This window comes from Lentilactobacillus hilgardii, assembly GCF_009832765.1.
In the GTDB taxonomy this organism is placed as follows: domain Bacteria; phylum Bacillota; class Bacilli; order Lactobacillales; family Lactobacillaceae; genus Lentilactobacillus; species Lentilactobacillus hilgardii.
Map to the genome: position 1 here is coordinate 2,971,436 of NZ_CP047121.1, position 22,315 is coordinate 2,993,750.

The 22,315-nt window shown below is 39.1% G+C and carries 23 protein-coding genes; 10 read left to right on the forward strand and 13 right to left on the reverse strand.

Annotated elements, in window-relative coordinates; translation table 11 throughout:
- Positions 1-169 precede the first annotated feature (169 nt).
- Positions 170-439 carry a hypothetical protein gene (locus GQR93_RS14035; protein ID WP_003550769.1) on the reverse strand — a complete coding sequence of 90 codons (270 nt, stop codon included), beginning with the start codon at positions 437-439 and terminating at the stop codon, positions 170-172.
- Between the two features lie 160 nt (positions 440-599).
- On the reverse strand, positions 600-1,760 hold the full coding sequence (locus GQR93_RS14040; protein WP_159298816.1) for an RNA-guided endonuclease TnpB family protein: 1,161 nt from the start codon (positions 1,758-1,760) through the stop codon (positions 600-602).
- Positions 1,761-2,549: 789 nt separating this feature from the next.
- On the opposite strand from GQR93_RS14040, the gene GQR93_RS14045 reads away from it, so the two are divergent.
- Complete coding sequence (locus GQR93_RS14045; RefSeq protein WP_225430356.1) at positions 2,550-3,557, forward strand: HoxN/HupN/NixA family nickel/cobalt transporter; 1,008 nt, start codon at positions 2,550-2,552, stop codon at positions 3,555-3,557.
- A gap of 83 nt (positions 3,558-3,640) precedes the next feature.
- On the opposite strand, the gene GQR93_RS14050 is transcribed toward GQR93_RS14045, so the two are convergent.
- Positions 3,641-4,519, reverse strand: a complete 879-nt coding sequence (locus tag GQR93_RS14050; RefSeq protein WP_003550776.1) for a LysR family transcriptional regulator — start codon at positions 4,517-4,519, stop codon at positions 3,641-3,643.
- Positions 4,520-4,652: 133 nt separating this feature from the next.
- Here GQR93_RS14050 and GQR93_RS14055 point away from each other — a divergent pair, with 133 nt between their 5' ends.
- Complete coding sequence (locus GQR93_RS14055) at positions 4,653-6,275, forward strand: malolactic enzyme (RefSeq protein WP_003550777.1); 1,623 nt, start codon at positions 4,653-4,655, stop codon at positions 6,273-6,275.
- A 66-nt stretch (positions 6,276-6,341) separates the two neighbouring features.
- On the opposite strand, the gene GQR93_RS14060 is transcribed toward GQR93_RS14055, so the two are convergent.
- The 3 genes from GQR93_RS14060 to GQR93_RS14070 all read right to left on the reverse strand — a co-directional run bounded on the left by GQR93_RS14060 (position 6,342) and on the right by GQR93_RS14070 (position 8,238).
- On the reverse strand, positions 6,342-6,824 hold the full coding sequence (locus GQR93_RS14060; protein ID WP_003550778.1) for a GNAT family N-acetyltransferase: 483 nt from the start codon (positions 6,822-6,824) through the stop codon (positions 6,342-6,344).
- A 24-nt stretch (positions 6,825-6,848) separates the two neighbouring features.
- Positions 6,849-7,622, reverse strand: a complete 774-nt coding sequence (locus GQR93_RS14065; RefSeq protein ID WP_003550785.1) for a CPBP family intramembrane glutamic endopeptidase — start codon at positions 7,620-7,622, stop codon at positions 6,849-6,851.
- Between the two features lie 127 nt (positions 7,623-7,749).
- Positions 7,750-8,238, reverse strand: coding sequence for a zeta toxin family protein (locus GQR93_RS14070; protein ID WP_003550791.1), 489 nt, complete (start codon positions 8,236-8,238; stop codon positions 7,750-7,752).
- A gap of 276 nt (positions 8,239-8,514) precedes the next feature.
- Between GQR93_RS14070 and GQR93_RS14075 the strand changes: the two genes are divergently transcribed.
- The 3 genes from GQR93_RS14075 to GQR93_RS14085 are packed head-to-tail and all read left to right on the forward strand — an operon-like array spanning position 8,515 to position 10,030.
- Positions 8,515-8,694 carry a hypothetical protein gene (locus GQR93_RS14075; protein ID WP_003550792.1) on the forward strand — a complete coding sequence of 60 codons (180 nt, stop codon included), beginning with the start codon at positions 8,515-8,517 and terminating at the stop codon, positions 8,692-8,694.
- Between the two features lie 5 nt (positions 8,695-8,699).
- Positions 8,700-9,386 (forward strand): ATP-binding cassette domain-containing protein, encoded by a 687-nt coding sequence (locus GQR93_RS14080; RefSeq protein WP_003550793.1) that lies wholly within the window; start codon positions 8,700-8,702, stop codon positions 9,384-9,386.
- Positions 9,383-10,030, forward strand: a complete 648-nt coding sequence (locus tag GQR93_RS14085) for an ABC-2 transporter permease (protein WP_159298817.1) — start codon at positions 9,383-9,385, stop codon at positions 10,028-10,030. Before GQR93_RS14080 ends, GQR93_RS14085 begins: the two co-directional genes overlap by 4 nt.
- 403 nt (positions 10,031-10,433) lie before the next feature.
- On the opposite strand, the gene GQR93_RS14090 is transcribed toward GQR93_RS14085, so the two are convergent.
- A complete protein-coding gene (locus tag GQR93_RS14090; RefSeq protein WP_003550803.1) occupies positions 10,434-12,374 on the reverse strand; it encodes a S53 family peptidase in 1,941 nt (646 codons plus the stop codon).
- A 219-nt stretch (positions 12,375-12,593) separates the two neighbouring features.
- On the opposite strand from GQR93_RS14090, the gene GQR93_RS14095 reads away from it, so the two are divergent.
- The 3 genes from GQR93_RS14095 (at position 12,594) to GQR93_RS14105 (ending at position 15,299) form a co-directional block, all read left to right on the forward strand.
- Positions 12,594-13,424: a C40 family peptidase gene (locus GQR93_RS14095; RefSeq protein WP_003550805.1), complete on the forward strand. Its 831-nt coding sequence runs from the start codon at positions 12,594-12,596 to the stop codon at positions 13,422-13,424.
- A 158-nt stretch (positions 13,425-13,582) separates the two neighbouring features.
- A complete protein-coding gene (locus GQR93_RS14100; RefSeq protein WP_003550808.1) occupies positions 13,583-13,780 on the forward strand; it encodes a hypothetical protein in 198 nt (65 codons plus the stop codon).
- A 319-nt stretch (positions 13,781-14,099) separates the two neighbouring features.
- Positions 14,100-15,299, forward strand: a complete 1,200-nt coding sequence (locus GQR93_RS14105; RefSeq protein WP_003550809.1) for a CPBP family intramembrane glutamic endopeptidase — start codon at positions 14,100-14,102, stop codon at positions 15,297-15,299.
- A 40-nt stretch (positions 15,300-15,339) separates the two neighbouring features.
- Here the strand turns inward: GQR93_RS14105 and GQR93_RS14110 are convergent, their stop codons facing one another.
- Positions 15,340-16,665, reverse strand: a complete 1,326-nt coding sequence (locus GQR93_RS14110; protein WP_003550811.1) for an MFS transporter — start codon at positions 16,663-16,665, stop codon at positions 15,340-15,342.
- A 149-nt stretch (positions 16,666-16,814) separates the two neighbouring features.
- Between GQR93_RS14110 and GQR93_RS14115 the strand changes: the two genes are divergently transcribed.
- Positions 16,815-17,450, forward strand: a complete 636-nt coding sequence (locus tag GQR93_RS14115) for a winged helix-turn-helix domain-containing protein (RefSeq protein ID WP_003550813.1) — start codon at positions 16,815-16,817, stop codon at positions 17,448-17,450.
- A 45-nt stretch (positions 17,451-17,495) separates the two neighbouring features.
- Here the strand turns inward: GQR93_RS14115 and GQR93_RS14120 are convergent, their stop codons facing one another.
- The 5 genes from GQR93_RS14120 to GQR93_RS14140 all read right to left on the reverse strand — a co-directional run bounded on the left by GQR93_RS14120 (position 17,496) and on the right by GQR93_RS14140 (position 21,429).
- On the reverse strand, positions 17,496-17,915 hold the full coding sequence (locus tag GQR93_RS14120; protein ID WP_003550815.1) for a hypothetical protein: 420 nt from the start codon (positions 17,913-17,915) through the stop codon (positions 17,496-17,498).
- Positions 17,916-17,990: 75 nt separating this feature from the next.
- Complete coding sequence (locus GQR93_RS14125; RefSeq protein WP_003550818.1) at positions 17,991-18,815, reverse strand: helix-turn-helix transcriptional regulator; 825 nt, start codon at positions 18,813-18,815, stop codon at positions 17,991-17,993.
- Positions 18,816-18,847: 32 nt separating this feature from the next.
- Positions 18,848-19,510: a CPBP family intramembrane glutamic endopeptidase gene (locus tag GQR93_RS14130; protein ID WP_003550820.1), complete on the reverse strand. Its 663-nt coding sequence runs from the start codon at positions 19,508-19,510 to the stop codon at positions 18,848-18,850.
- A gap of 24 nt (positions 19,511-19,534) precedes the next feature.
- Positions 19,535-20,011: an HIT family protein gene (locus GQR93_RS14135; protein WP_003550821.1), complete on the reverse strand. Its 477-nt coding sequence runs from the start codon at positions 20,009-20,011 to the stop codon at positions 19,535-19,537.
- Positions 20,012-20,178: 167 nt separating this feature from the next.
- The gene (locus GQR93_RS14140; RefSeq protein ID WP_003550823.1) at positions 20,179-21,429 is read right to left on the reverse strand and encodes a Fic family protein; all 1,251 of its coding nucleotides are present in this window, start codon (positions 21,427-21,429) and stop codon (positions 20,179-20,181) included.
- A 334-nt stretch (positions 21,430-21,763) separates the two neighbouring features.
- On the opposite strand from GQR93_RS14140, the gene GQR93_RS14145 reads away from it, so the two are divergent.
- The gene (locus GQR93_RS14145) at positions 21,764-22,264 is read left to right on the forward strand and encodes a hypothetical protein (RefSeq protein ID WP_003550824.1); all 501 of its coding nucleotides are present in this window, start codon (positions 21,764-21,766) and stop codon (positions 22,262-22,264) included.
- Positions 22,265-22,315: the final 51 nt, after the last annotated feature.

Below are 22,315 nucleotides of genomic sequence, written 5' to 3' on the forward strand. Positions count from 1 at the left end.
ACTAAGTTTCCGTTTTTGCGAACTCATCCATAAGTACCAATCACCGCACAAACAAAGAGGCCGGGGAAAAGCCCTCGGTCTCTTATCGTCTTAAATTTTAATTAGTCATCCTCTGAAAGCCCATCAAAATTACCATTTACTACTTAACACATTGGATTTTCAATTTTTATTAAACTCGCTTACGGTTAAAAAGGATAAGCGAGATTGCAAGGCTGATCAACATTAAAATCACCGTGATAGCCAAAGCCACGCCATATTCACCAAGGCTCTGCTTCCCCTGCAGAAACTGCATATTTTGGTTGATTAGTGAAAATGGATTAATCTTTTTAAAACCTGTAAAAACGGTCGAAAACATTCCCAGCGCATAAAAAACGCCATTGATTAGTAACCCTTTCATGCCATTAGCCGAAACAGTCGACCCAGTAACGACAACTGTCATTAGCAACAATCCAAATAGCCATAAGGCAAAGACTGCCGGAAGTGAACTACTCGGTTATGAATGACCGAGCTTCTGGGAACACGAAGTAGTATTTAGGCTGTTACATCGGTATGCCGAAGACCTAACTTACAGAACTTCGCTCTTTTACCACGGCTAGTTCCTAACCAATAGCTTTTAGTCCGCAATTAAGGATATTAACTGCCGCATTAATATCGCGGTCGTGATGAGCCCGGCATTTAGAACACGTCCATTCCCGAATAGTTAAGGGCTTAGCACCGTCATTCTGACCGCACGCTGAACAGATTCGGGAAGTATTTTTGGCGCTCACTACCACTAATTGCTTACCGTACCAGGCACACTTATATTCCAGCATGGTTCGGAATTGATACCAACTGGCATTAGCAATTGACTTGGCTAGGTGGTGATTGCGCATCAGATTCTTGGTTTTCAAATCCTCAATCACAATCACATCATAGTTTCTAACTAAGTCCGTCGTCAGTTTATGGAGATAGTCCTTGCGCTGGTTGGCGATTTTTGCTTGATAACGCGCTTTGGTTATTTTAGCCCGTTGCCAATTTTGATAATCGTTGAGTGCCATTTTGGATAATTTATGGTGATGATTCCATTGGCGCATCGCAACAGTGGCCTGATGTTTGCGCCGGCTAAACTTCGCTTGCCAACACTTGGCTTGCTTTTCCAGCCACCGGGCATTGAAAGTCCCGTACTTAACCCCGTTGGAGGTAATCGCTAAATCAGCAACGCCCATATCCAAGCCAACCCTCTGGTTGGTTTTCGGCAAATCGTGAACTTCGGTTTCGACCTGTAAGGAAAGGTAGTAGCGTCCCGTGGCATCATGACTAACCGTGTACCGCTTAATTTTGGCATCAACTAATTGGTTAGTCTTGTTGGTTCGAATACTCCCAATTTTAGGCAATCTTAAACGCCGCTTAGCCTCCACAACGCAGATTGATTTCCCGGTGTAGGCTTGCTTAGCGCTATGGCGGGACTTGAACCGCGGATGACCACCCCGATGTTGAAACAAGTTCTTAAACGCCAGCGCGAGGTTATGGTTAACCACAAATAAGCTGGTGGAATCACTAGCTTTTAAGAATGGGTACTCTTGCTTAAACCGTTTAAGCAGATAATTCATATCGTATTCGCCAACAAACTGACTTTTCGGATTATTTTCATAACGTTTATTAGCCATCGCTAACATTTGATTCCAAACAAACCGATCGTTACCAAATAGTTGCCATAATTGATCAATTTGTGTTTGGTTAGGGTATAAGCGCAGTTTAACCCCTTTAACCACTGTGGTCACTGGGATGCCTCCTCTCTTTATTGTTCTTTCTCTGGTGCCAATGCTTTTAACATCATCACGCGGTAACCACCAGTGACGATCCTTTGGTTGTCAATTAAAGTCGGTAACCCTGGACACTGACAAAATAACCGAAAGGCAGTCATGCCGTTTAGGCACGCTTACTAATAGCTGGACCTAATCATCTTGGCCAATCTTTATATGAACAATTCCAAAACCGTGTTCATCGGCGGGCCTTGTAAATCAGAGCATTTGCAAATTCCTCAATGGGACAAGTTAAAGTCTAGTTCCCCACGTGTAATGATAATTCGCGTTATGAAACGAAGTTTTGTCATACGTTAATTGATTCGTACTTTTTGCAATAAATATTATAGCATGTTAAGAGTACTACTGTATACGTAGATTCATAAAAACAAGGAAATTTATTGGCAGGTAATTATCGTTTATTAGCCGTAAAAACGGGGGCAATTCATCACGTCCTTAAAAGAACGTGTTTTCTTGCCCTATCTCATAAATGACGGCTAAGATGATCATTAAACGGACCATCTCATAAAAAACGTTTGGACTTCAACCCACTGATGATTTGAATTAGTTATAAAACTCACATATAATCCGGTATCAGATTATAAAAATCATTAATAACTCGGAAACGATTATAACCAACCGAATTCAACTACGATTGAACATCTCATAACTTGCCTAACCAATCAAGGCTTGATAATGAACAAACACTTATCAATAAACTTCTTAAACTCCAGTCGTTTATCAATTTCTAAAAAAGAGGCCCTATTTGTGGAAAAAGTTCCCACACAACAATACTCCGTTATTCGTGACAGTATTAAATACGGCAGTTACATTTTCTTGTTATTTGCGACCGGTTGGCTATTGGTCATTCTGTACCTGGGAAAGTATCCTTCTCTTCTTGCAATGGCCTTTTTATCGTTCACATTCGGCCTTCAGCATGCTTTTGACGTTGACCACATTACGACCATCGATAATATTACCCGCAAGCTCATTAATGATGGCAAAAACACACATGGTGTCGGCTTTTTCTTCTCCCTTGGGCACTCTTTGGTTGTCATGCTCATGACACTGATTACTATTTTCTTTGTTCACTGGTCCAAAGAAAGACTTCCCCATTTTCAACACATTGGTAACCTCGTCGGGCCGATCTTTTCAGGTACCGTCTTAATTGTTTTAGGATTAATCAATTTGCTGATCCCGATCCAGACGTGCCATCAATTCAACCAGATTCGTCAGGGACATACAGATCAGCCAGCCGACCAAATGACACATTGGACACTTGGCATTTTTAACAGAGCTCTGCAATTAATCCAGCACAGTTGGCAAACATTGATTGTTGGGTTTCTCTTTGGGTTGGGGTTTGACACCGCTACTCAGATCTCAGTCTTGGCAACTTCCGCTGTGGCCACCAATAATGGTGTTCCCTGGCTTGCGGTCATCTCATTTCCCTTATTATTTACCGCAGGAATGTGTTTGATGGACACCAGTGACGGTCTATTTATGAGTACAGCTTACAGCTGGCTGTTCTCTTCCCCGTTTCAAAAAGTCTACTACAATATCGTCCTAACCGGTTTATCGGTCACCACTGCTTTCTTTGTTGGAATCGTTGAATTCGTTCAAGTTGCAGGCAGACAGTTTCACTTACATAATCAACTCGTTCAATGGTGCACCAGATTGAACTTTCAGCATTTGGGTATTATATTAGTCATCCTGTTCATCATCACTTGGTCACTGGCATTAGTTGTCTGGCGTCGACTTAACCATCAAATAAAGTAAAGGATTGTGATCTCATGTTTATAGTCACAATCCCCTTTAGTATGCGCTTGCGATGATTTATTAAATAATGAAGACCACCAAACTCATTTAACAGCGCTCTTCAAGATGGCTACAATCTTCTCCTGGGCCTCACTAAAGACCATTCCCCGCCGCAGAGCCAATCCGATCTTAAACACCGGCTGCAACGGATCATCAAGCCGCAGTCGAACAACGTTTGGATCCTTAATTTTAATGGCGTTGGTTAAAAAGCCAATGCCAATTCCCTGAGCAACCATATTCACAATACTCTGGGCAGCGTTGGTTCGAAAAATGACTTTCGGCCGTACATGGTTGGTGTTTGACAGCTGGCGAAAGACACGGTCATGAACAAAACTGTCCTTAAACAAAATGAAATTTTGATTTTTCAAATCAGCAAAGTTCACGCGCTGTTGCTTCGCTAATCGACTGTTAGTCGCCACCAAAATCGAAAAAGGTTGTTGATCAATCTGGTGAACGTCAATCATTTGATCGGTGAGTTGACCAATATAACCTAAAAATGATATATCAAGCGTCCCGTTTTTCAAATCATTCAGCGCTGAGATAGACCCTTCTTCAACCGTTTGAATACTTGTTAGATCTTCTGGAGACAAGCGCTGGGCAATTTTTGGAAAATAATTTGTTTCAATAATTGGCGGCATCCCCACAACCAAGCGTCTTTTTTCACTATTTTTGATTTCCGTTTTTGCCAGCTGATAATGATACAGGATCTCCTGGGCATGTCCCAACAGTTGCTCACCAGTATGTGTCAGCGCAATGGTCCGATGAGGGTTACCCCGCACCAATAATTGGCTGCCAAATTCATCCTCCAACCGTTTAATCGCTGCTGAAACCGTCGGCTGGCTCACACGGTACTTTTTAGCCACGTTCGAAAAACTTTTTTCTTCAGATAGTGAAACATAATATGCAGCCTCTCTAATATTCACTATGTATCCCCCATTTAAAAGCAGTTTTGTTTGCTACTATAAATAATCATAATCGAATCCGCTGTATTTGACTATAGTTAAAATCAAAGCATACACTGACGGCAATAATATTAAAAAGGAAGTCAGTGATTAAATGTCTACTCAAACTATTTTAAGCGATCCATTTAAAAACAAAGGAACTGCTTTTACAAAGGAAGAACGTCAACAACTCGGACTAACGGGCATGCTGCCGCCAAGGATTCAAACACTGGACCAACAGGTAGCTCAAGTTTACGCGCAATACCAAGAGAAATCATCCAGCCTTGAAAAACGGATTTTTCTAATGAGCATCTTTAACGAAAATCGGGTTCTTTTCTACAAAGTATTCAGCCAACACGTCGCCGAATTCATGCCGATTGTTTACGATCCAACCATCGCCACAACCGTTGAAAACTACAGTCACTTGTTTGTTCAACCTCAAAACGCGGCTTTTCTTTCCATTGATGATCCGGATACAATCGAAGAAAGTCTTAAGAATGCCGCGGCCGGCCGAGATATCCGCCTTCTGGTCGTGACCGATGGTGAAGGTATCCTGGGCATTGGCGACTGGGGCACACAAGGTGTTGATATTGCCGTTGGTAAATTAATGGTTTACACGGCGGCCGCCGGAATTGATCCCCGGCAGGTATTACCGGTCGTCCTCGATGTCGGCACGAATAACCAACAGCTTCTCCATGACCCAATGTATTTGGGCAATCAACATCCCCGCATTCAGGGTGTTAAATACGATGCCTTTGTTAATAGATTTGTTAAAGCCGTCGAAAATAACTTCCCACACGTTTACCTTCATTTCGAAGATTTTGGTCGCGACAATGCGGCTGACATTTTGAATCGTTTTAAAGATAATAACTTGGTTTTCAACGATGATATTCAAGGAACCGGTATTATTGTGTTGGCCGGAATTCTGGGTGCGTTGAATATTTCCAAACAAAAATTAATTGATCAACGATACTTGTGCTTTGGTGCCGGAACAGCCGGTGCCGGTATTACCCAACGCATATTTGAAGAAATGGTTAACCTCGGATTGAGTCCGCAAGAAGCTCGTAAGCACTTCTACATGGTTGACAAACAAGGGCTCCTATTCGATGATACGCCTGACCTAACACCGGAGCAGAAACCCTTTGCCCGCTCACGAAGCGAATTCAACAATGCCGATGACTTAACCGATCTGCTTAGTACCGTTAAAGCTGTCCACCCGACAATCATGGTTGGCACATCAACTCAAGCCGGCGCGTTTACCGAAGACATTGTAAAAGAAATGGCAGCTCATACCGAACGACCGATTATCTTCCCAATTTCAAATCCGACTAAACTAATTGAAGCCCATGCGGACGATTTAATCAAATGGACCGATGGGAAGGCTTTGGTTGCCACCGGAATCCCCTCAAAGAACGTTGACTACCAGGGTGTTTCATACGAAATTGGTCAAGCCAACAATGCCTTGATTTATCCCGGACTTGGTTTAGGTGCGATTGCCAGTACTGCCAGCGTCCTCAATGATAAGATGATTTCGGCAGCCGCCCACTCACTCGGAGGTATCGTTGACGTCAAGAAACCTGGGGCTGCCGTATTACCACCGGTCTCAAAATTATATGAGTTTTCGGAAACAGTCGCTGAAGCCGTTGCGCAAAGTGCCGTCGATCAAAAATTAAATCAACAGCCCATTAAGTCAGTTGTGAAAGCAATCGAAGCCACCAAATGGGAACCTCAGTATTAATTTAACAGAATAGGAGGAAACTCCCAGCAATCGAACGAAACTGCTGGGAGTTTTTTAGCTTTTAGTTCAATGACTATTATACTTTTCCAAGTGAAAAAGTCTTTCATCATCTAATCGCGAATCGTCGTTTTTAAATGTGTACCCCATTTTTTCATAAAATTCAAGCGCAGTTATAGAAGCAGGCACTTCAATTCGTTTTGCTCTTTTAAAAAAGGGATCATTCTCTAAGGTATAAATAAGCTTTCTGCCAATACCACGCCCCTGATAATCAGGTCGTATAAAAATATTAAATAAGCTACTTTCATCTTTTTTATCCCAATAAGGTCCAATTGCACCATAGCCAATAATTTCATCACAGTTTTTGTCTATAAAAACATAGCAGTGGGCATATTGAGACAATTTAATAAAAAAATAAGGTGTTCGCTCCTTGATATCTTTTTCCAAATATTCTCTAGTGTATTCTTTAATATTAGTTGTCAACATCGTGGTTGTAACCAAATTTGATACCATTTGTGCATCACTTTCGCTAAATAATCGACTAATGATCATAATACCTCACCATCCCTTGGGCATTTACGCAACACTTTCAGCCGGTAGTTTTTGATAGGCCTGATCAGCTTTCACCAAATAAATAACGCTGGCAACTAATAAAGGCGTAAAGACTGCTAAAATAATGCCCCAGCTTGCCTGTTGAATATCAAATTTGGTCGATGCACTTGGGAACCAATCCAAAAGAAAATGTATTAGCATCCCCCAAAACAATGTATTCGTGGTGAAGCGAAGAGCCGCAAGAAATACACCGATCACAAAAGCCCAAAAGACTTGCTGGAAAACGGCACTAGAATTACCACCCAGCAGATTAACAAGGTGGAAAGTGCCAAACAATATCGATGAATAAATTGCCGAACGGGTCAGCTTATAGGAACGACTATTGTATTGCGCATATGCCAGAAATCCGGAAAGAAAGAAGCCACGATTAATAGACTCTTCGAAGATGGCCGCAGATAGGGCCACTAGTGTGTTGACGAGAAGATGCTTTGCCTGAAGGACCATAATGACATGCTGTGGAACGCCGCCAAACCCAAAGACGATCCCTAATGTGACTAAAGAAATGATTCCCCAAATAATCATGGGCTTTGTTAATGCCAGTCGATGCACGAAAACTTTCGTTGACTTAAGTGCCCAAAGCATAATCGCAAATGATAATAATGCATATACCAGATCTGCAACAGCCTGCTCTAAAAACGTGCCGTTATAAAATAACATTGACATCATGCTAAAACCTAAAAACAAAACAATCGCTATCGTTATCTGTCTACCCCATGACCACCGATTCTCTATTATCACTCTGACCAACCTCTTCCGGTTTAAACTCGTTCACATTTTATTAAAGTTAGTCACATTATAGCTTTACAAAAGTGACTTGACTAGGGGAGGGCCGACATTTATGGTGAAAATCCCAATCTAAAAATACCTAATTATTGATATCTTTAACCATTCTTTCAAATAGATCTTCTATCTTTTCTGAAGATAGTTTCGTATCATCAGAAGTTAAATAATCTTTGCTTATCCACCATTTTCTCAACTGCTGTATTGCAAATGGCTGTATCTTCAAACGATTGAATTTCAAGCTAAGTTCAAAAGGAATATCTACGTAGTAAACCAGGGATTTTCTTTTAGTTTCTTTGCACAGTCGTCTTAACATCGAACCATATACATCTTTTCGCAGAATTCCTTCCAAAATGACAATTGGATAATGTCTAAACCCAAATTTAACCAGTGTTTCTATTATGTCGACTGCGGGTGTTCCTTTATGATCATCTGCATGCAAAATACTCCGACGCAATACATCTTGTTGGAGCAATAAACACTGCTCATAGCCAAAATATGATTGGAGTTCCTTTGCTAATGTTGTTTTCCCCGTTCCTGAATTTCCACGAATTAGGATAAAAATTGGTTTCAATTAAAATCAGCTCCCTTATATATTTTTCGGGCCGGCACATATACAGTTTGCACACTAGTAATCTCTTTCTTATAAGCATATTCGACTAATTATACATAAATGATCTAATTTATAAGCATCATTATCACTAGAATGAATGCACAGAACTATAATAAAGCCGAGATAGACTAATGGTTACAACTTCACATTATTAGGCAGTGACCACCTTGGTTTTATTCACAATAATCTTAATTAACTCATTTTCATAGTTATTATTTTTAATTGGAGGCCTTATTTATGAAAGCACCAATGTCGATAAGAATCTTACTTGGCATTCTTTTGGTCAGCGTAGCAGTGGCGTTTCTCCTAAAACTTCATATCACCACAGTTGTCCTGATTATTATTACAGGAGTTATTGCTTTCGGCTACCCAATTATACTCAGCAAGAATACCCACAATAATCAAGATAGGAAGTGATTAACATGGCGAAAGTTTTACTGCAAATTAATCATTTAAAAACCGTTCTTGATTCTTTTACACTAAGGGACATTTCATTTACTGCTACTGCGGGTGACATTATTGGCATTATTGGTGAAAACGGATCCGGAAAAACATCTCTTCTTAAATCGATCGTTGGCATTTACCCCCTATCAGACGGAAACATTCATTTAGACACTGATCAAATCGGATTTGCATTTGATTCTATTCCATTTCCACAAAAATTAACTATCAAGGAACTCTCGAACGTTTTGAAGAACTTACTTCCAAGTTGGCAATCAAAAACGTTTGACGCTTACGTTGATTCATTCAACCTGCCACGCAATACTCCACTTGAAAAATTTTCAAAGGGGATGAAGATGCAATTCTCTGTAGCTGTCACATTATCCCATAAAGCATCACTTCTACTTTTTGACGAAATCACAAGTGGCTTGGATCCAATTGTTCGAAACACAGTTCTGGAGGCCATTAAAAACTACGTCATAACCAATCACGCTGCGGTTATTATGACAACTCACAATCTGGATGATGTCATCAAAATAGGCACTAGATTTATTTTACTGGATAATGGCAAAATCATTTTAGAAAGATCCATCAACTATGATGATAATGCCACTTCACTGGAACAAGACTTCGTCCAAGCTGTTAAAGACTGGGGGAATCAAAGATGAATGGACTTATTCTAAAAGACGTTTATAGTCTTGAAAAACTTTGGTTCAAAAAAAGCTATATTTTAGCAGCACTGATTCTTTTAGTCGGAAGCACGATCTGGCTAAAAGAAAGCGGTAGTATTATCTCTGTCATATTTTTAAGCATGCTACTCTTAAATAGCTTACAAACACTCTTTTTAGATGATTCTCATTCAAATTGGCTGTTATTTTTGAAAACATTGAATATCCCATTATCTAAGGTGATCCTTTCTCGTTACACCATTGCATTCATCATTTCTTTAATAGCAACTATTATTACTTTTGCCACAGCTCTTATATCAAGATTATTTTCTAGCGTAATGACAATCACTCAACTCTTTGAATTTAGCTTAATCGTTTTGGTGATCTCAGTAATCTACATTTTCTTTCTAATCCCATTTATCTACCTATTTAATCAAAATGGATTAATAATCGGCTTTCTGACAATCATTGCTTTAACTTTTGGTATCTTTAAACTCTTTTCAATAGACGCACTGACAGTATCAATTGTAAACACTTCTGGCTACATTATTTTTTTAATCGTACTTGGCGTTATAATTTTAGATTTTTCAGTTTCATATGCCATTTCCTTTTTAATTATGAAGAAGAAATCATTTAATGGCTAATTACTCTAAAAGAAGTGGTTATTATGATTGATAACAGGTGTCAAAAATTCATTACTATACATTATTTTCCTTTAATCACACTATCTCCGCTCGTATTATTGCTTTAATTTCTGTATTGAAATTTGATCAAGAAATGTCTTAGAAATACTCAGTTGTTCTGCTAGCTGTCGACCTAGTGTTCATCCCTTTTATGACGGTGATAGTAATTGATGTATTACAACTGATAATTACGACATTTTTTTAATTATTATGATCATGACAAGTGTTTGAAGTAGCTTAATCATTTTAAACTAAGTTCAAAAAATCATAATAGATTATCAAGTAATAGCTATATTCCCAATCAAAAACGGTGTCGTTGACAGGTTATTGTCCACGACACCGTTTTGGTAAATCCATTTCTAACCTATTTATATTCTTCAAACAATTTTTCAAAATTAACCGTACCTAATCCCGAAGCTTGATTATATACAGTGCCGGGTTGACCGGTATAATACATATTATTGTTATCAGTTGTGCTGTTTAAAGGATTAAACGGAGAATTCTGTGTGGTTGCTAATTGATAGATTTGAGCATTCAAGAAGCCCATACGCGTACTTCGACCACTGTTCAAATCAGCAATTGCTCCTGCCATTTGTGGCCCAACAATACTGGTACCTGCTCCCAAGCTCCATGGGCTCTGTCCCTTTTCCTTTTGATACACGATATAAGGCGTCAAAGCATCCGCATTAGCAGAGATATCCGGAAAGTTTCTTCCCTGACCAGTACCCGAAATAAGCGGGGCATTAAGGATCGGATAATTGTATTTCGTTAATAACTTTCGAGCATTAAATGTATTTACACCAGGCACTCCCTTTTGATAGCTTGGTGTCGCGTAGATTTCCGAAAATCCACCGCCACCACCGACCGTGAGCTTAAGTCTGATTATAGGATCCTTTTTTAATAATTCGGGTTTACTTTGTAAAACTTTTATGAAGTTTGAACCCCATGCCCGTTCGTTCTTGTTGCTAATGTTTCCAATATTTCCAAACTCTGATTTTTTTAGCATGGCTCCCTTGTAAAAATAAGGCAACGTTGTTCCACCACAACTTGTTAACCAAGGATTGGTTGTAATAATATCATTAGAATGCTGGCTATATCCTAAAAATGCATGATTTTTCGTAATTCGCTTCACATAGTAACTTCCTGCACCAGTATCACCACTGCCAACAAATGTCGAGATTCCTTGAAGATCACCTTGAGCAAACGTTAAACTCAAAATATCTAAGTATTGTTTAGGAAGCATCCCTTTTTTCTGCATTAAAGCATTTGTTTTATTACTTTGAAGTCCCCAGCTTGAAGATAACGAGCTTACCTTATTTTCGTCGTAAGCCATATTAAACAAGTTTACTGTATTTAAAAATGTAGGCATTTCACTCTTTTGACGATACATTCGAATATTTGCCTGTGGTGCAACCGATCCTGCATATTCAACATCCATGGTAGCCTCTCCACTATCATTTGAAATCATCTTTGGATTAAAGAAATTTCCTTGAACATTTTTTACCGTATAACGAGCTGGAGAAATACTGGCATGTTCATGCTTCCAAAAATGAAACACATTGCTTTTATGAATTCCTTCAAAAGAAATTATGCCAACAGCGTTCCCTTTACCGTTAAAACCCTTTTCAAGCAATGAACTTAGATGATAAGTTCTTGTAAAACGAGTCGTATATCCACCTACCCGATGAACTATTGGACTGATTTTAGCTAATTGAAGATCTGCATTAGGAATAACATTATCTCGATTATGGTCGGCCATGCCTCCAAATGCTAATAAACTTTTAGACAGGTTTTTAGGGAATTTTGGCCCCACTTTTCCGAATTGAAACGGGTTATGGTGATACTTGGCCGAATTCAAATTTGTCTTAAAAAGTTTACCAATTGAACCGGCTTTTCCGGAGACAAAGATAACCCGTTTGTTCTTCGATACGATAGTTTTTAAACCATGCTTTTTCAAAAAAGATGTCCAGCCAGTTATGACTGAATTTGATTGCCCAAATTTATTGCCGATTTCAGTTGGCGTCAGATAGTGCTTAAACTGACTATTCCCCGGAGTATTGACATCAAGTGCTTCTTGGAAATATTGACTTTCGTTCTTAGGCTTTAAGAAAACATCAAAAGTCGTTTCTTGATTTGGTTTGATCTTTGACGGTCGATATAACTTCGATTTAGTCAAGATCGCATTGACCTGTGTATTACTTAACCCTTTTGCCTTTGCAGACACCTGGATATTATTCAAATTAATACCGGTTATCACAGCCGAAATTGCCAGCATGGATAACCATAAACCCTTCATTCTAATCATATCCCATTCCCCCGTTCTCCTATAATTCGTTTTCAGTATACATCAAATCAAATAATTGATATATACAGGACGCTCATCAAAATCCAATTTAATTAGAGTGGCTTAATATATATCTATTAATCTTTTCTAAAAAACAAATAAGATCCATCCAAATCAATCTCTTAACCCCATTTACCATGTTACAACTAACATCAATAAAATTATTCGGGGGAAATTTTGATGAGACATTGCAAACTTATTTTTTGGGGCGTGGGCATCGTTGCATTTATCGGTATTGGATTAGTCTTTGCAAAGGCAACTTGGAGTCCAAACGAGGTACCAACTTCTGTCACCGAGGTTAAACAGACCGTGGCGCCAAATCACATTTACCAATCATATCGATTTCCATATAAATTAACCATTTCGACCCCAAAGGCCAAATTATACTCTGCACCTGCCGGAACCAAGGGAGCTCAATACTTGGGAACAGCTAGTGACAAACATCTCCAAAATCATATTAAGGGTAGCGTAAGAGCTGATTTGAATCACAATCAGCGTGCCGGTTATATCAAGTTCAAGCAAGGTAAACACACCTACTGGATCAGCGCACAGCAAACTCAATTTCGCGATTTAAATGCACTCAAGGGACATAACAAACCAATTGAAACAGCCATTAGCGCCGGTTTAAAACTCGTAGGCCATTCTAAATACGACTACGGTGGCGGACGAAATTTAACCGATATCCGTCACCATCGCTTTGACTGCTCATCCTTTGTCAGATATTGCTACGGCAAAGCCGGTATCACGCTCGGAAATCTGGATAGCGTGACAACTTTCACGCTTGTTACAATGGGCAAGCCCGTTAGTTTTAATCACATGAAACGTGGCGATTTGTTCTTCTTCACAAATGCAAAAGGACAGGTCAACTCACACGTTGCCATTTATTTAGGTGATCATTTATTCTTGCATGACCATGGCCAATCAGATACCGGTGGGGTCGGCATTACCTCACTTAATGCGCCCAGCTGGCGAAAGGAAACAAACGGAACGGTTAGACGAATTGTTAATTAACTGTTAACGTCGCAAACATCAAGAATACTAAAATGATTTGTCCTTTCGAAAAGTCATTCACCAATTTCGCATGACTCTCTCAATCCTTTTTGTTTTCATTCATTTCAGTCTTGAATTAAACTGAGTGTAAACCTGTTGGAGGGGAAGTATCGATCAACATGAGAAAAGTATTATTAGTAATGGCTGGAATTTTTTTACTTATTTTTATCGGTATCTTCAGTTATGACATTGTTAATCATAACTCAATCCTGGTTATTGGTTACAATCGGCCACAAGGCTTACTTGGCTGGTCATTTGTTCTAACCATCATTTTATTTGGCTGTTCTTTTATTTTTCGTCCTACAGATAAAAAATAGGCATAATGTTAACTTGGCAACTTTAATTTATGGCAATAAGAAAATGGCTGCGATCAATAATGATCCAGCCATTTTTATTGCCGAGCATTAATAAGGGGGAAGACAGGCACAGTTTTACCTGTCAGTAATTATATACGTAAGCCTAACGGTTATGTTTTTTAAATTAATGATCTTCTTTTTATTGGTCACCCCGCTATCCCTTTATTAATTAACATAGCCTTATCATTTAACTTAGTTGCAATAGTGCCCTTCATGAATCACAATGAGCATCATTAATCGTTTTATTGACTTCTCATAAATTATCGAAAGAGGTGTCACTATGAACAAATCCTTACTGGCATTCAAATTGGAATGCTCGCTGATTGGTGTCATTACCGTTATCTTTTTTATTTTGTCACCCGCATTGTCAATAACATTTGGAAACCTAGTCTTTGGCATTTTAACAGCTGTTTTGGGGCTTTTAATTACCGCCAAAACAATCATGAAAAGGCCTTATTTACAAGTTATCGACAATTTGGCAAAAATGCTGTTGGTCCTCACTTTTCCAGCAACCTTACTCACCAGTATTTGTTTGTCTTTTTCTTCAATAATGACCGCAAATACATATGTGAAATGGGGGATCCTCGCGGCCATATTGGCCATATTCGGGGTATTGATGCTGCCATTTATCAAAATTATCCTAATGCCACAGTCACAAATTGGTTGGCAAATCGCCAGTAGTATTCTATTGATGACCGTTTTTTTCTCAACATCCTTAAATGCTTTTCAATATCTAAAGATTCCCTTTACTCTCAACTTGGGTTCACCCATTATCTGGATTCTCATTATTGGAAACTTTACGATTGCCATTTATTTAATGATTTATTGGGGCTATCGGCTGCCAAGGCTAAAGATCAATACCAGTGTCAACTACTGGTGGCTTCTACTGGCGGTTGTAATATTGCTTTTAAATATGGGATTATCCGCTGGTAGTTGGATGCGCCTGCTGACAAACTTCGACCTTACCTTGGCTCAGAACTCATTACTAATCGTTCTTTTTACCATTATTTGGACAGGCTTAAAAGAAGAATTTATGTTTCGTTATTTATTTTTGTGGCCGTTAGCATCCATAAAAAGAGTTTCCATTGAATCCAGAGTTTTCTGGTCCAGTCTGATCAGTGCTCTCTTTTTCGGACTTTGTCACGCTCAAAATCTAACTGAGCAAGGCGTTTTACAAACTTGCTTACAAATATTTGCGGCATTTGGTATTGGTTTCCTGTTTAGTGTTATTGCCCTATACACCGGCACAATATGGATTTCAGTGGTTATTCACTGCATGATTGACCTAATTGGTTTTCCAATCAATAATGGTGGCGCCTTTTCGGGCAACACATCTTGGTTCCTGGTCGAATTCATTCTCCTAACCAGAATCATTGAACTGATTGTTGCGTTTTTGCTTATTAAAAATAAAAATAATCAACGTGCTTTTAGCGAAACGTTCAGTCGACTTAGACGCGACGAGTCTAAACTTCTAAAATAAACACTGGAACTGTCCCCTCACAGTTATTGGCAAAGGATTCTCACTCTCCCTGAAACTGCTTATCCCCACGAATATCTTTAAGAATCAATCTCAAAAATCCTATGACATAACCAAGCATCATCACGCCGCTAACCGCAATCACAAGCGCACCACTGAGTTGACTCTGAAACAAGAACGTATAGATAAGTGTGCCAATTGGCATGATTGCCGTTACCGACGTCATGAGTGTTGAATTAACCCTTCCCAAAAGATGACTTGGGACGGTTGTTTGCAGTCGAATATTAGTTGAGACGTTCATCACGCCACTCATTGATCCAGCCACAAACATAATGACAGCCCCGGCCAGCGTTAGTTGAACCGGCTGGGTAACGGTTGCCAAGAGAAGCCCCAACAACGCCATGCAAGCTCCCATAACGATAATCGGCGGTACAATTTTTAATGAAAAATACACGTTGTTCGGTATGATCGACATGATGATACTCCCGATAAAAATGCCGGCGGAAAACCCGGTTTCAATATACCCAATCGGCATGTTTCCAGCGTGAAGCTGGGCCGTAATCACAAACGGAAGACCGATTGTAATCGCTGTAAACAGGAAATTGACAACGATAGCAACTAAAATAAGATCGCGAATCAAAGGCCGGTGCCGAATATACTGTAACCCCGTCTTAAACCCCGACAGTTGGGAAGCAAGCGTCTTGGAAATATTTTTAACTGAACTGACAGCGTCACTGTAGTGAAACTGCATTGAAAGCAGTAACATCAAAGCCGCAAAGGTTGCGATAATTTCAACAACAATAAAAGTTTCAAATCCGATCAGTGCATATACAGCCACACCAATCGCCGGTGACAAAACCGAAGAAAGTGCTGAAGCCGCTTGCGTCAGGGAACTTAACAGCTGAATCTTCTGATCGTTGACAAGCTCGTGAACTGAAGCAGAATAAGCAGTGGTATTAAAATTAGTTGAAATGGCGTTAATAACAACAAAACCAGCAACCGGAACCAATTTATAAATCCCGGTGAAAAGGGGATAGATCAACGCAAAAATAACCAAGCCAACCAGTCGTGCAATCAAACTGACAACCAGAATAATTTTATGATGATATTGATCAACAATGTTTCCGACAGGAATCAAAAAGATCAGCCCGACAATCGGAACAATTGCCGTTTCCAGTCCAAAACTTAACGGGGAATGCGTATCATGCAATAACATTAATCCCATGGCAAGTGAAAACATGCCACCGCTAAGAGAACTAATAAAATTACTGGCGACATCTTTCATAATTTGATGATTTGATTGTCGATTCGTGATTGGCGCGAATTGAGACTTTTTTTCAAGTAAGATGATTGCTTTATTTTCAACCATAAAGGAAGACCTCAAATCTATTTTCAACTTGGCAGGGGCAAGCAATAATTAAATTTATTTTATCGACTAAATTAATTTAATAGACAAATAAAATATAGCCGGTTGAACAAATTTTGTCAAGCGCTTATCATAGTTATGAGGTGAAAGAAATGGCGAAAAATGCAGTTTCCAAATTGGCAAAGCTCATGGCAGACGAAAAAGTCATCGCAATCTTGAAAGCCACCAAAGGCAAGGAAGGATTAACGTCAAAGGAAATCTCACAAAGGGTTAATATTCCGACCAATCAGCTCTACTACACTGTCAAAAAAATGACGGACCAAGGGCTGTTAGAAGTGACGCAAAAGAAGAATATTAAGAATTTTCAGGAATTCTACTACTCCAGTTATCCAATGACGCACCATGATCCCAAACTTGGTCCGGAAGATCCTGAGTTAACCAAAAAAGGCGTTAACATTTCCGCTGAATGGGTTGAAAAGCACAGTCAGGAAGTCGCTCAGATGATTCTTTTTCAAACCCAACAGTTTCTGAGCGCCATGCAGACCGACATTAAAAACTATGCCCAAAATCCTGATATTGATAACATTCACGCAGGTTCAGTCCATAGTACGTGGAAGTTATCACCGGAAAATGAAAAGAAGCTTTGGCAAAAGATTATTAAATTGATTAACGATACCGAAGAAGAGAGCAAGGGACAAGACACGCACGATGTTCACCTTTTAATCGAAAAATGGGTTCAGGAACCAAGTGAGGAATCACAAACAGAGCATAAAGAAGAGGACTTGTAAGCAAACAATTGCTTCAAGTCCCCTTTTTAATTGGCTCTGGCTAAATTAAACCATTGTTATTCCTTCAATTAGACGTCCCAGATTAATTAAATTCACATTTAGTGCGTGTTTGGCAATCGGTGCCAATAACTTGAGCGGCAATTTGGTTTCTGAGTCGTCGATAATTAACTCTTCTTGAATTTGTAAATGGTTATCGCTTTCCAATAACGTGAATACAAGGTCATAATTCAAACGCCCCTGTCTACTGTGATAGATGATTGTTGACTCTGTCAACTCAACGGTAATCACTTCCACTTGGTTTAAAGCCCCTTGGGATCGGGTAATGGTAAAGGAATCTCGACTTTGATCAACCGCGTTGATTTCCGGCACCCATTTCAATAATTGAGATGGATTTGTCAGAACTTGTCGTGCCGCTGCCGCCTTTGCATTAATTGTCACGCTGTTGGTAAATAATTTGTCATTCATGATGAAGCCTCCTCTTATTTAATGGCTTCACTTTACCAATCCCGATCAATAATCAAAAATCAGTATACTGATTTTTCAGAAATTTTCATATGGTTTCTCGTGAAACAATTCCGTAAAGATCTTGGCACGCTCCTGTGCATCGTCATGTATATCTAATTGTGCTTCAACTTCAGCCGTTCTTGCCAACAAATAATACAGATTCGCTAACATATAATGTGAATCGTGACCGGTAGCGAAGTCAATGCCCCTCAACACCCAGTTGGCTGTCTTAGCATAATGTTCTGACTCAAAACAAATCAATCCTGCCAAATAGAAAACAATATTTAAATTTTCTTCATACTCTGCCGTTTCAATATCAGAAACAGCTTGAGCAAGTAACTTTTCGGATGATCGCAGCTGTCCCAACTGTGTCCTTACCATTGCCAAAGACATCATCCCAAGGCGTGTTAGTACCGACAAATGGGTTGGCTGCGCACTCGCCAGCGATAGTTGAAAATCTGCCGCAACATCCTGAAGGCCTTGCTGGAGGTGCCATTTGGAAACCCCAAGATAGTAATAGTATGCCTGCGTCTGCCCATCGGTTTCAATTGCATCAAGAACGGATGGCTTCTGCAAAAAGTCGAACAATTTTTGATACTGATGTTGATTACATAATCGATCCAATTTTTGATTGAAGTCGCGTGTCCGCCCAATAGCAAAATTACTGGATAAGCTAATATCGTCCAAACTGATCTTCAATCGCCTACAGAGTGCAATTAATAAGTTGGCATTTGGTGTATATTGCCCCTTCTCAATAGCCGAAAGCATCGATTGTGAACAGATTCCTTCTGCCAATTGTTTTTGGGTCATGTGCTGTGCCTGACGCGTTTGCTTTAAAATACCGCCAAGTTTGATTGTCATTATGATTCCACCCCCCAAGTGTGGCCGTCAACCTATACAAACAGAAAAATCGCCGTATCCCAGACACAATGCAGAATTGTACTTGGCCACAAGTTTCTTGATCGATAGAAAATCCAGCCAAAAACAATTCCTAACGGTAGCACGGTTGCGACATTGGCAACCCACCCCATCAACGACAATTCTTCAGCCCAATAAATCGGAAAATGAATTGCCTGAAACAGGAGTGCCTGAATCATAATAGCTGTCAGCATATCGTATTTTGTAAGTAAGAAATTACAGAAAAAGCCGCGAAAAACCAGTTCTTCAATTAACCCCGCTGCCAACGTGACGCTAAGAAAATTGCCACCCTCTTTGGTAAAAGGATGGGTTGTGATGTAAAAGCCATGATGTCTGATCCACATTGACATGAATAAATAGCCGATAAAAATAACAAGTGCCAGCCAAAACTCAATCGGAAAACGACTGTTATAAAGTTTCTTTTTTGATAGCCAAAGCTGATTTTGCGTTCTACTAAACCAAAACAGCCCCAATGAAATCCAAATGACAGCTTTAACCACAACATTGATCAAATCATTGGCCATCCCCGTCGTATATTGGGTTTGAATGCCCTTTAAGTATCCCTGAACGACCAGCCAAATCAACCAAAAAATAAGATAGTTTCCATAAACTGTTTTGAGTGACCATTGTTTACGCATTTAAATTGCCCCCATACTGATAGTTTAATTTGGCATATGATCATTTCCAGTCAAATGGTCGCGGAGATATCTGGTAATCTCCGCTCTTAAACGACCGTGTTTTTTCGGATCATATTGATATCGCGGTGCTGACCAGTGATCAGGACTGTATAACCAAACGGGCTTGCCAAGGCGTTCAGGCGGTTCACTGACATATCTGGGAAACACATGGGCATGCAAAAATTGATCCGTATTTCCTAAAATATCATAATTAATTCTTAACGCGCCGGTTGCTTGAAGAACTGCATCACCCAAAATGCTCATATCCTTAAGAAACTCGGTCCGTTCCGACAGTGATAAGTCGTTTAATGACGCAACCTCCCGCTTTGGTAATAACACGGCATATCCGGGCAGAAATTGGGTATCGCCCATCACCGCAAAGCCACCGGAAAGTCTTGCCATTACCGTCGGATTAGTACCATTAATCGCTGAGTAAATGCGATTTTGCTGCCAAGTCTGCATACCATTCACCTTCGATGTATTTCTTCCTATTATCCCGCGTCATTTTTATTTGTCTAGAGCGTCAATAGATTCATTACTTCTCATAACGTGGACTTAAATATTCCTAATCCAATACCTTTCACTAATTAATGTATAAGTATATAAAACAATCAAAAGACATTTTTCTTTTATAAATATTGATCATCAACCAAGTGTTGTAGTGGGCGTCTCTTAATCTCCGCAATAACACCATTTTTGGTTAACAGCTTAATTTCGCGTTGCACTTTATTTTTATGATATATTTTTGAATCTTCTGCATAAAGGACCTTAATTAATTCTATATCTTTAATGCCTGTTTCAGGATTCTCACTAAACAATTTAGACTGGGCAAGAATATAAATAATCGCACGTTGAACCGGATCCTTAAATGATGCTTGAATTTTATGATAGGTTTCTCCAAGCTGATCCGATAACTGCCTTAAATTAACAATCACATCCATTTGCCCTTCACTGATAATCCCCATTATTTTTTGAATAAATATTGTGACATCCGCTCTGTTTTCCCAATTATCTGCTTGTTTAAAAGCTTTATAATAGGCAGACTGATCAGCGTAAATCGCACTTGAGACAGACAGCCCCGTATAGTGATCCAGCTTGCTGGCCAAGTACGATGACAAAAGATACCTACCCGTTCTACCATTTCCATCATTGAAAGGATGACTATTTTCAAACATAAAATGTGTCACAACCGCTTTGGTTAAATCTTGAATCTCATGCTGATTCATAAATTGAATCAAGGGCATCAGTTTCGTTTCAATTTGCTGCTCATTAACCGGTGGTGTATGAATTTTCTGACTTGAAGTACCAATATGTACAGATTGGTTCCTAAATACTTTACCATCTGGCTGCTTATCGTCACCGATTTCGCCACGTAATAATTCATCATAGATCTTGCGAAAATCCCGAAGTTCTTTAATTTGATATGTTTTTCCGGTTAAAGTTGCATGATATAACCTTACTGCCGAAGCCAACCTACGATCTGGCTGATTTTTAGATGACAGTTGCCCAACCACAGTTCCAATTTCTTCTTTAGTAGTTTTAACACCCTCAATTTTATTAGTGTAATAAATTTCAGAAGTCAAAAGTTTCCTAGTATAACTCATTTTAGCCACCCCGGGCAACTTCTCAGCTATTTCTTCAATTTTCCTTGAGTTTCTAGTAATTAGGTTAACCAGCTTATTAATTTCATTTGTTTGAACAAAGAATAATGGATAATTGTCAATTTGCTCATATGCCTTTTTATCCAAAACAGGATACATATCCGTTACAACCGTTGAATACCCGTTTAATCGTCGCTGATATTCAGCTTCCACTTCAGCATCGCGTTTGGAAGGACCACTACCATTGTATTTATAAATTGAAAGTAATTGGTATTCCATAATCTTTGCCTTCTTTCAATAATTAACTGTTTAAAAACTATTATACATCACATTTAATTAAAAACAGCCCATTATTAAAATACACAGGCAATTTTTCATATGTAAATTAATAAATCGTAAAAAATCGATTTATATATCAGTAAATAATGCTTTTTATTTATATAACATTCAAAAATCTATTTACCTCTTTTAAAAGGTACTCATTACTCCAAATAATACCAAAAAGCAGATCTTTTTGCTTCAAAAATAAAGTATAACCATCCTTGCTATTTTTGCAGCTTTGTTATACTGTATTAGTTGAATAGTACAGTAGTATAAAAAGAAGGGGATTATTATGAAGCATATCATCAATAAAGAATCCGCCGGTTTATCAGCACTATTGTTAACCCTGATAATTGTGCCATTTCTTTCAGGATGCAGCGGAAGCCAATCCAAGTCTCTAAACAAATTAATGTCCAGCACAAAAAAAGCCCATCAATATTCTTTTAGAAAATATGACTGGGTTAAAGTTTCAACTGCCAATGGCAAAGAAGTTGCCCAAATCACTAATCGCAGGGATGTTATCTATATTTCCAATATTGTTGGCGATGCTGCCAATGTTGATCAGGTCGGCCTTGGTAAAAAGTATCTTAACAAAGCCCATCTCAACTATCGCTACACTTTCTACCAAGCAAAACCCAAAGTTGCCATTCATATGTCCGTCTATTCGGATTCCAAGCACGCGCAGGTGACGAACATCCCTGTTATTCGCGCCGTTCACTATAAGTTATCGGAAACCAATTATCAAAAATTGAACCATCCGTTTCAATATTTAAATGCGGTTCATGCAAATTAATCCGATTTAAGCTTTAAGTTATTCTGACAGTATTTCGAAAGGTAACTTTCG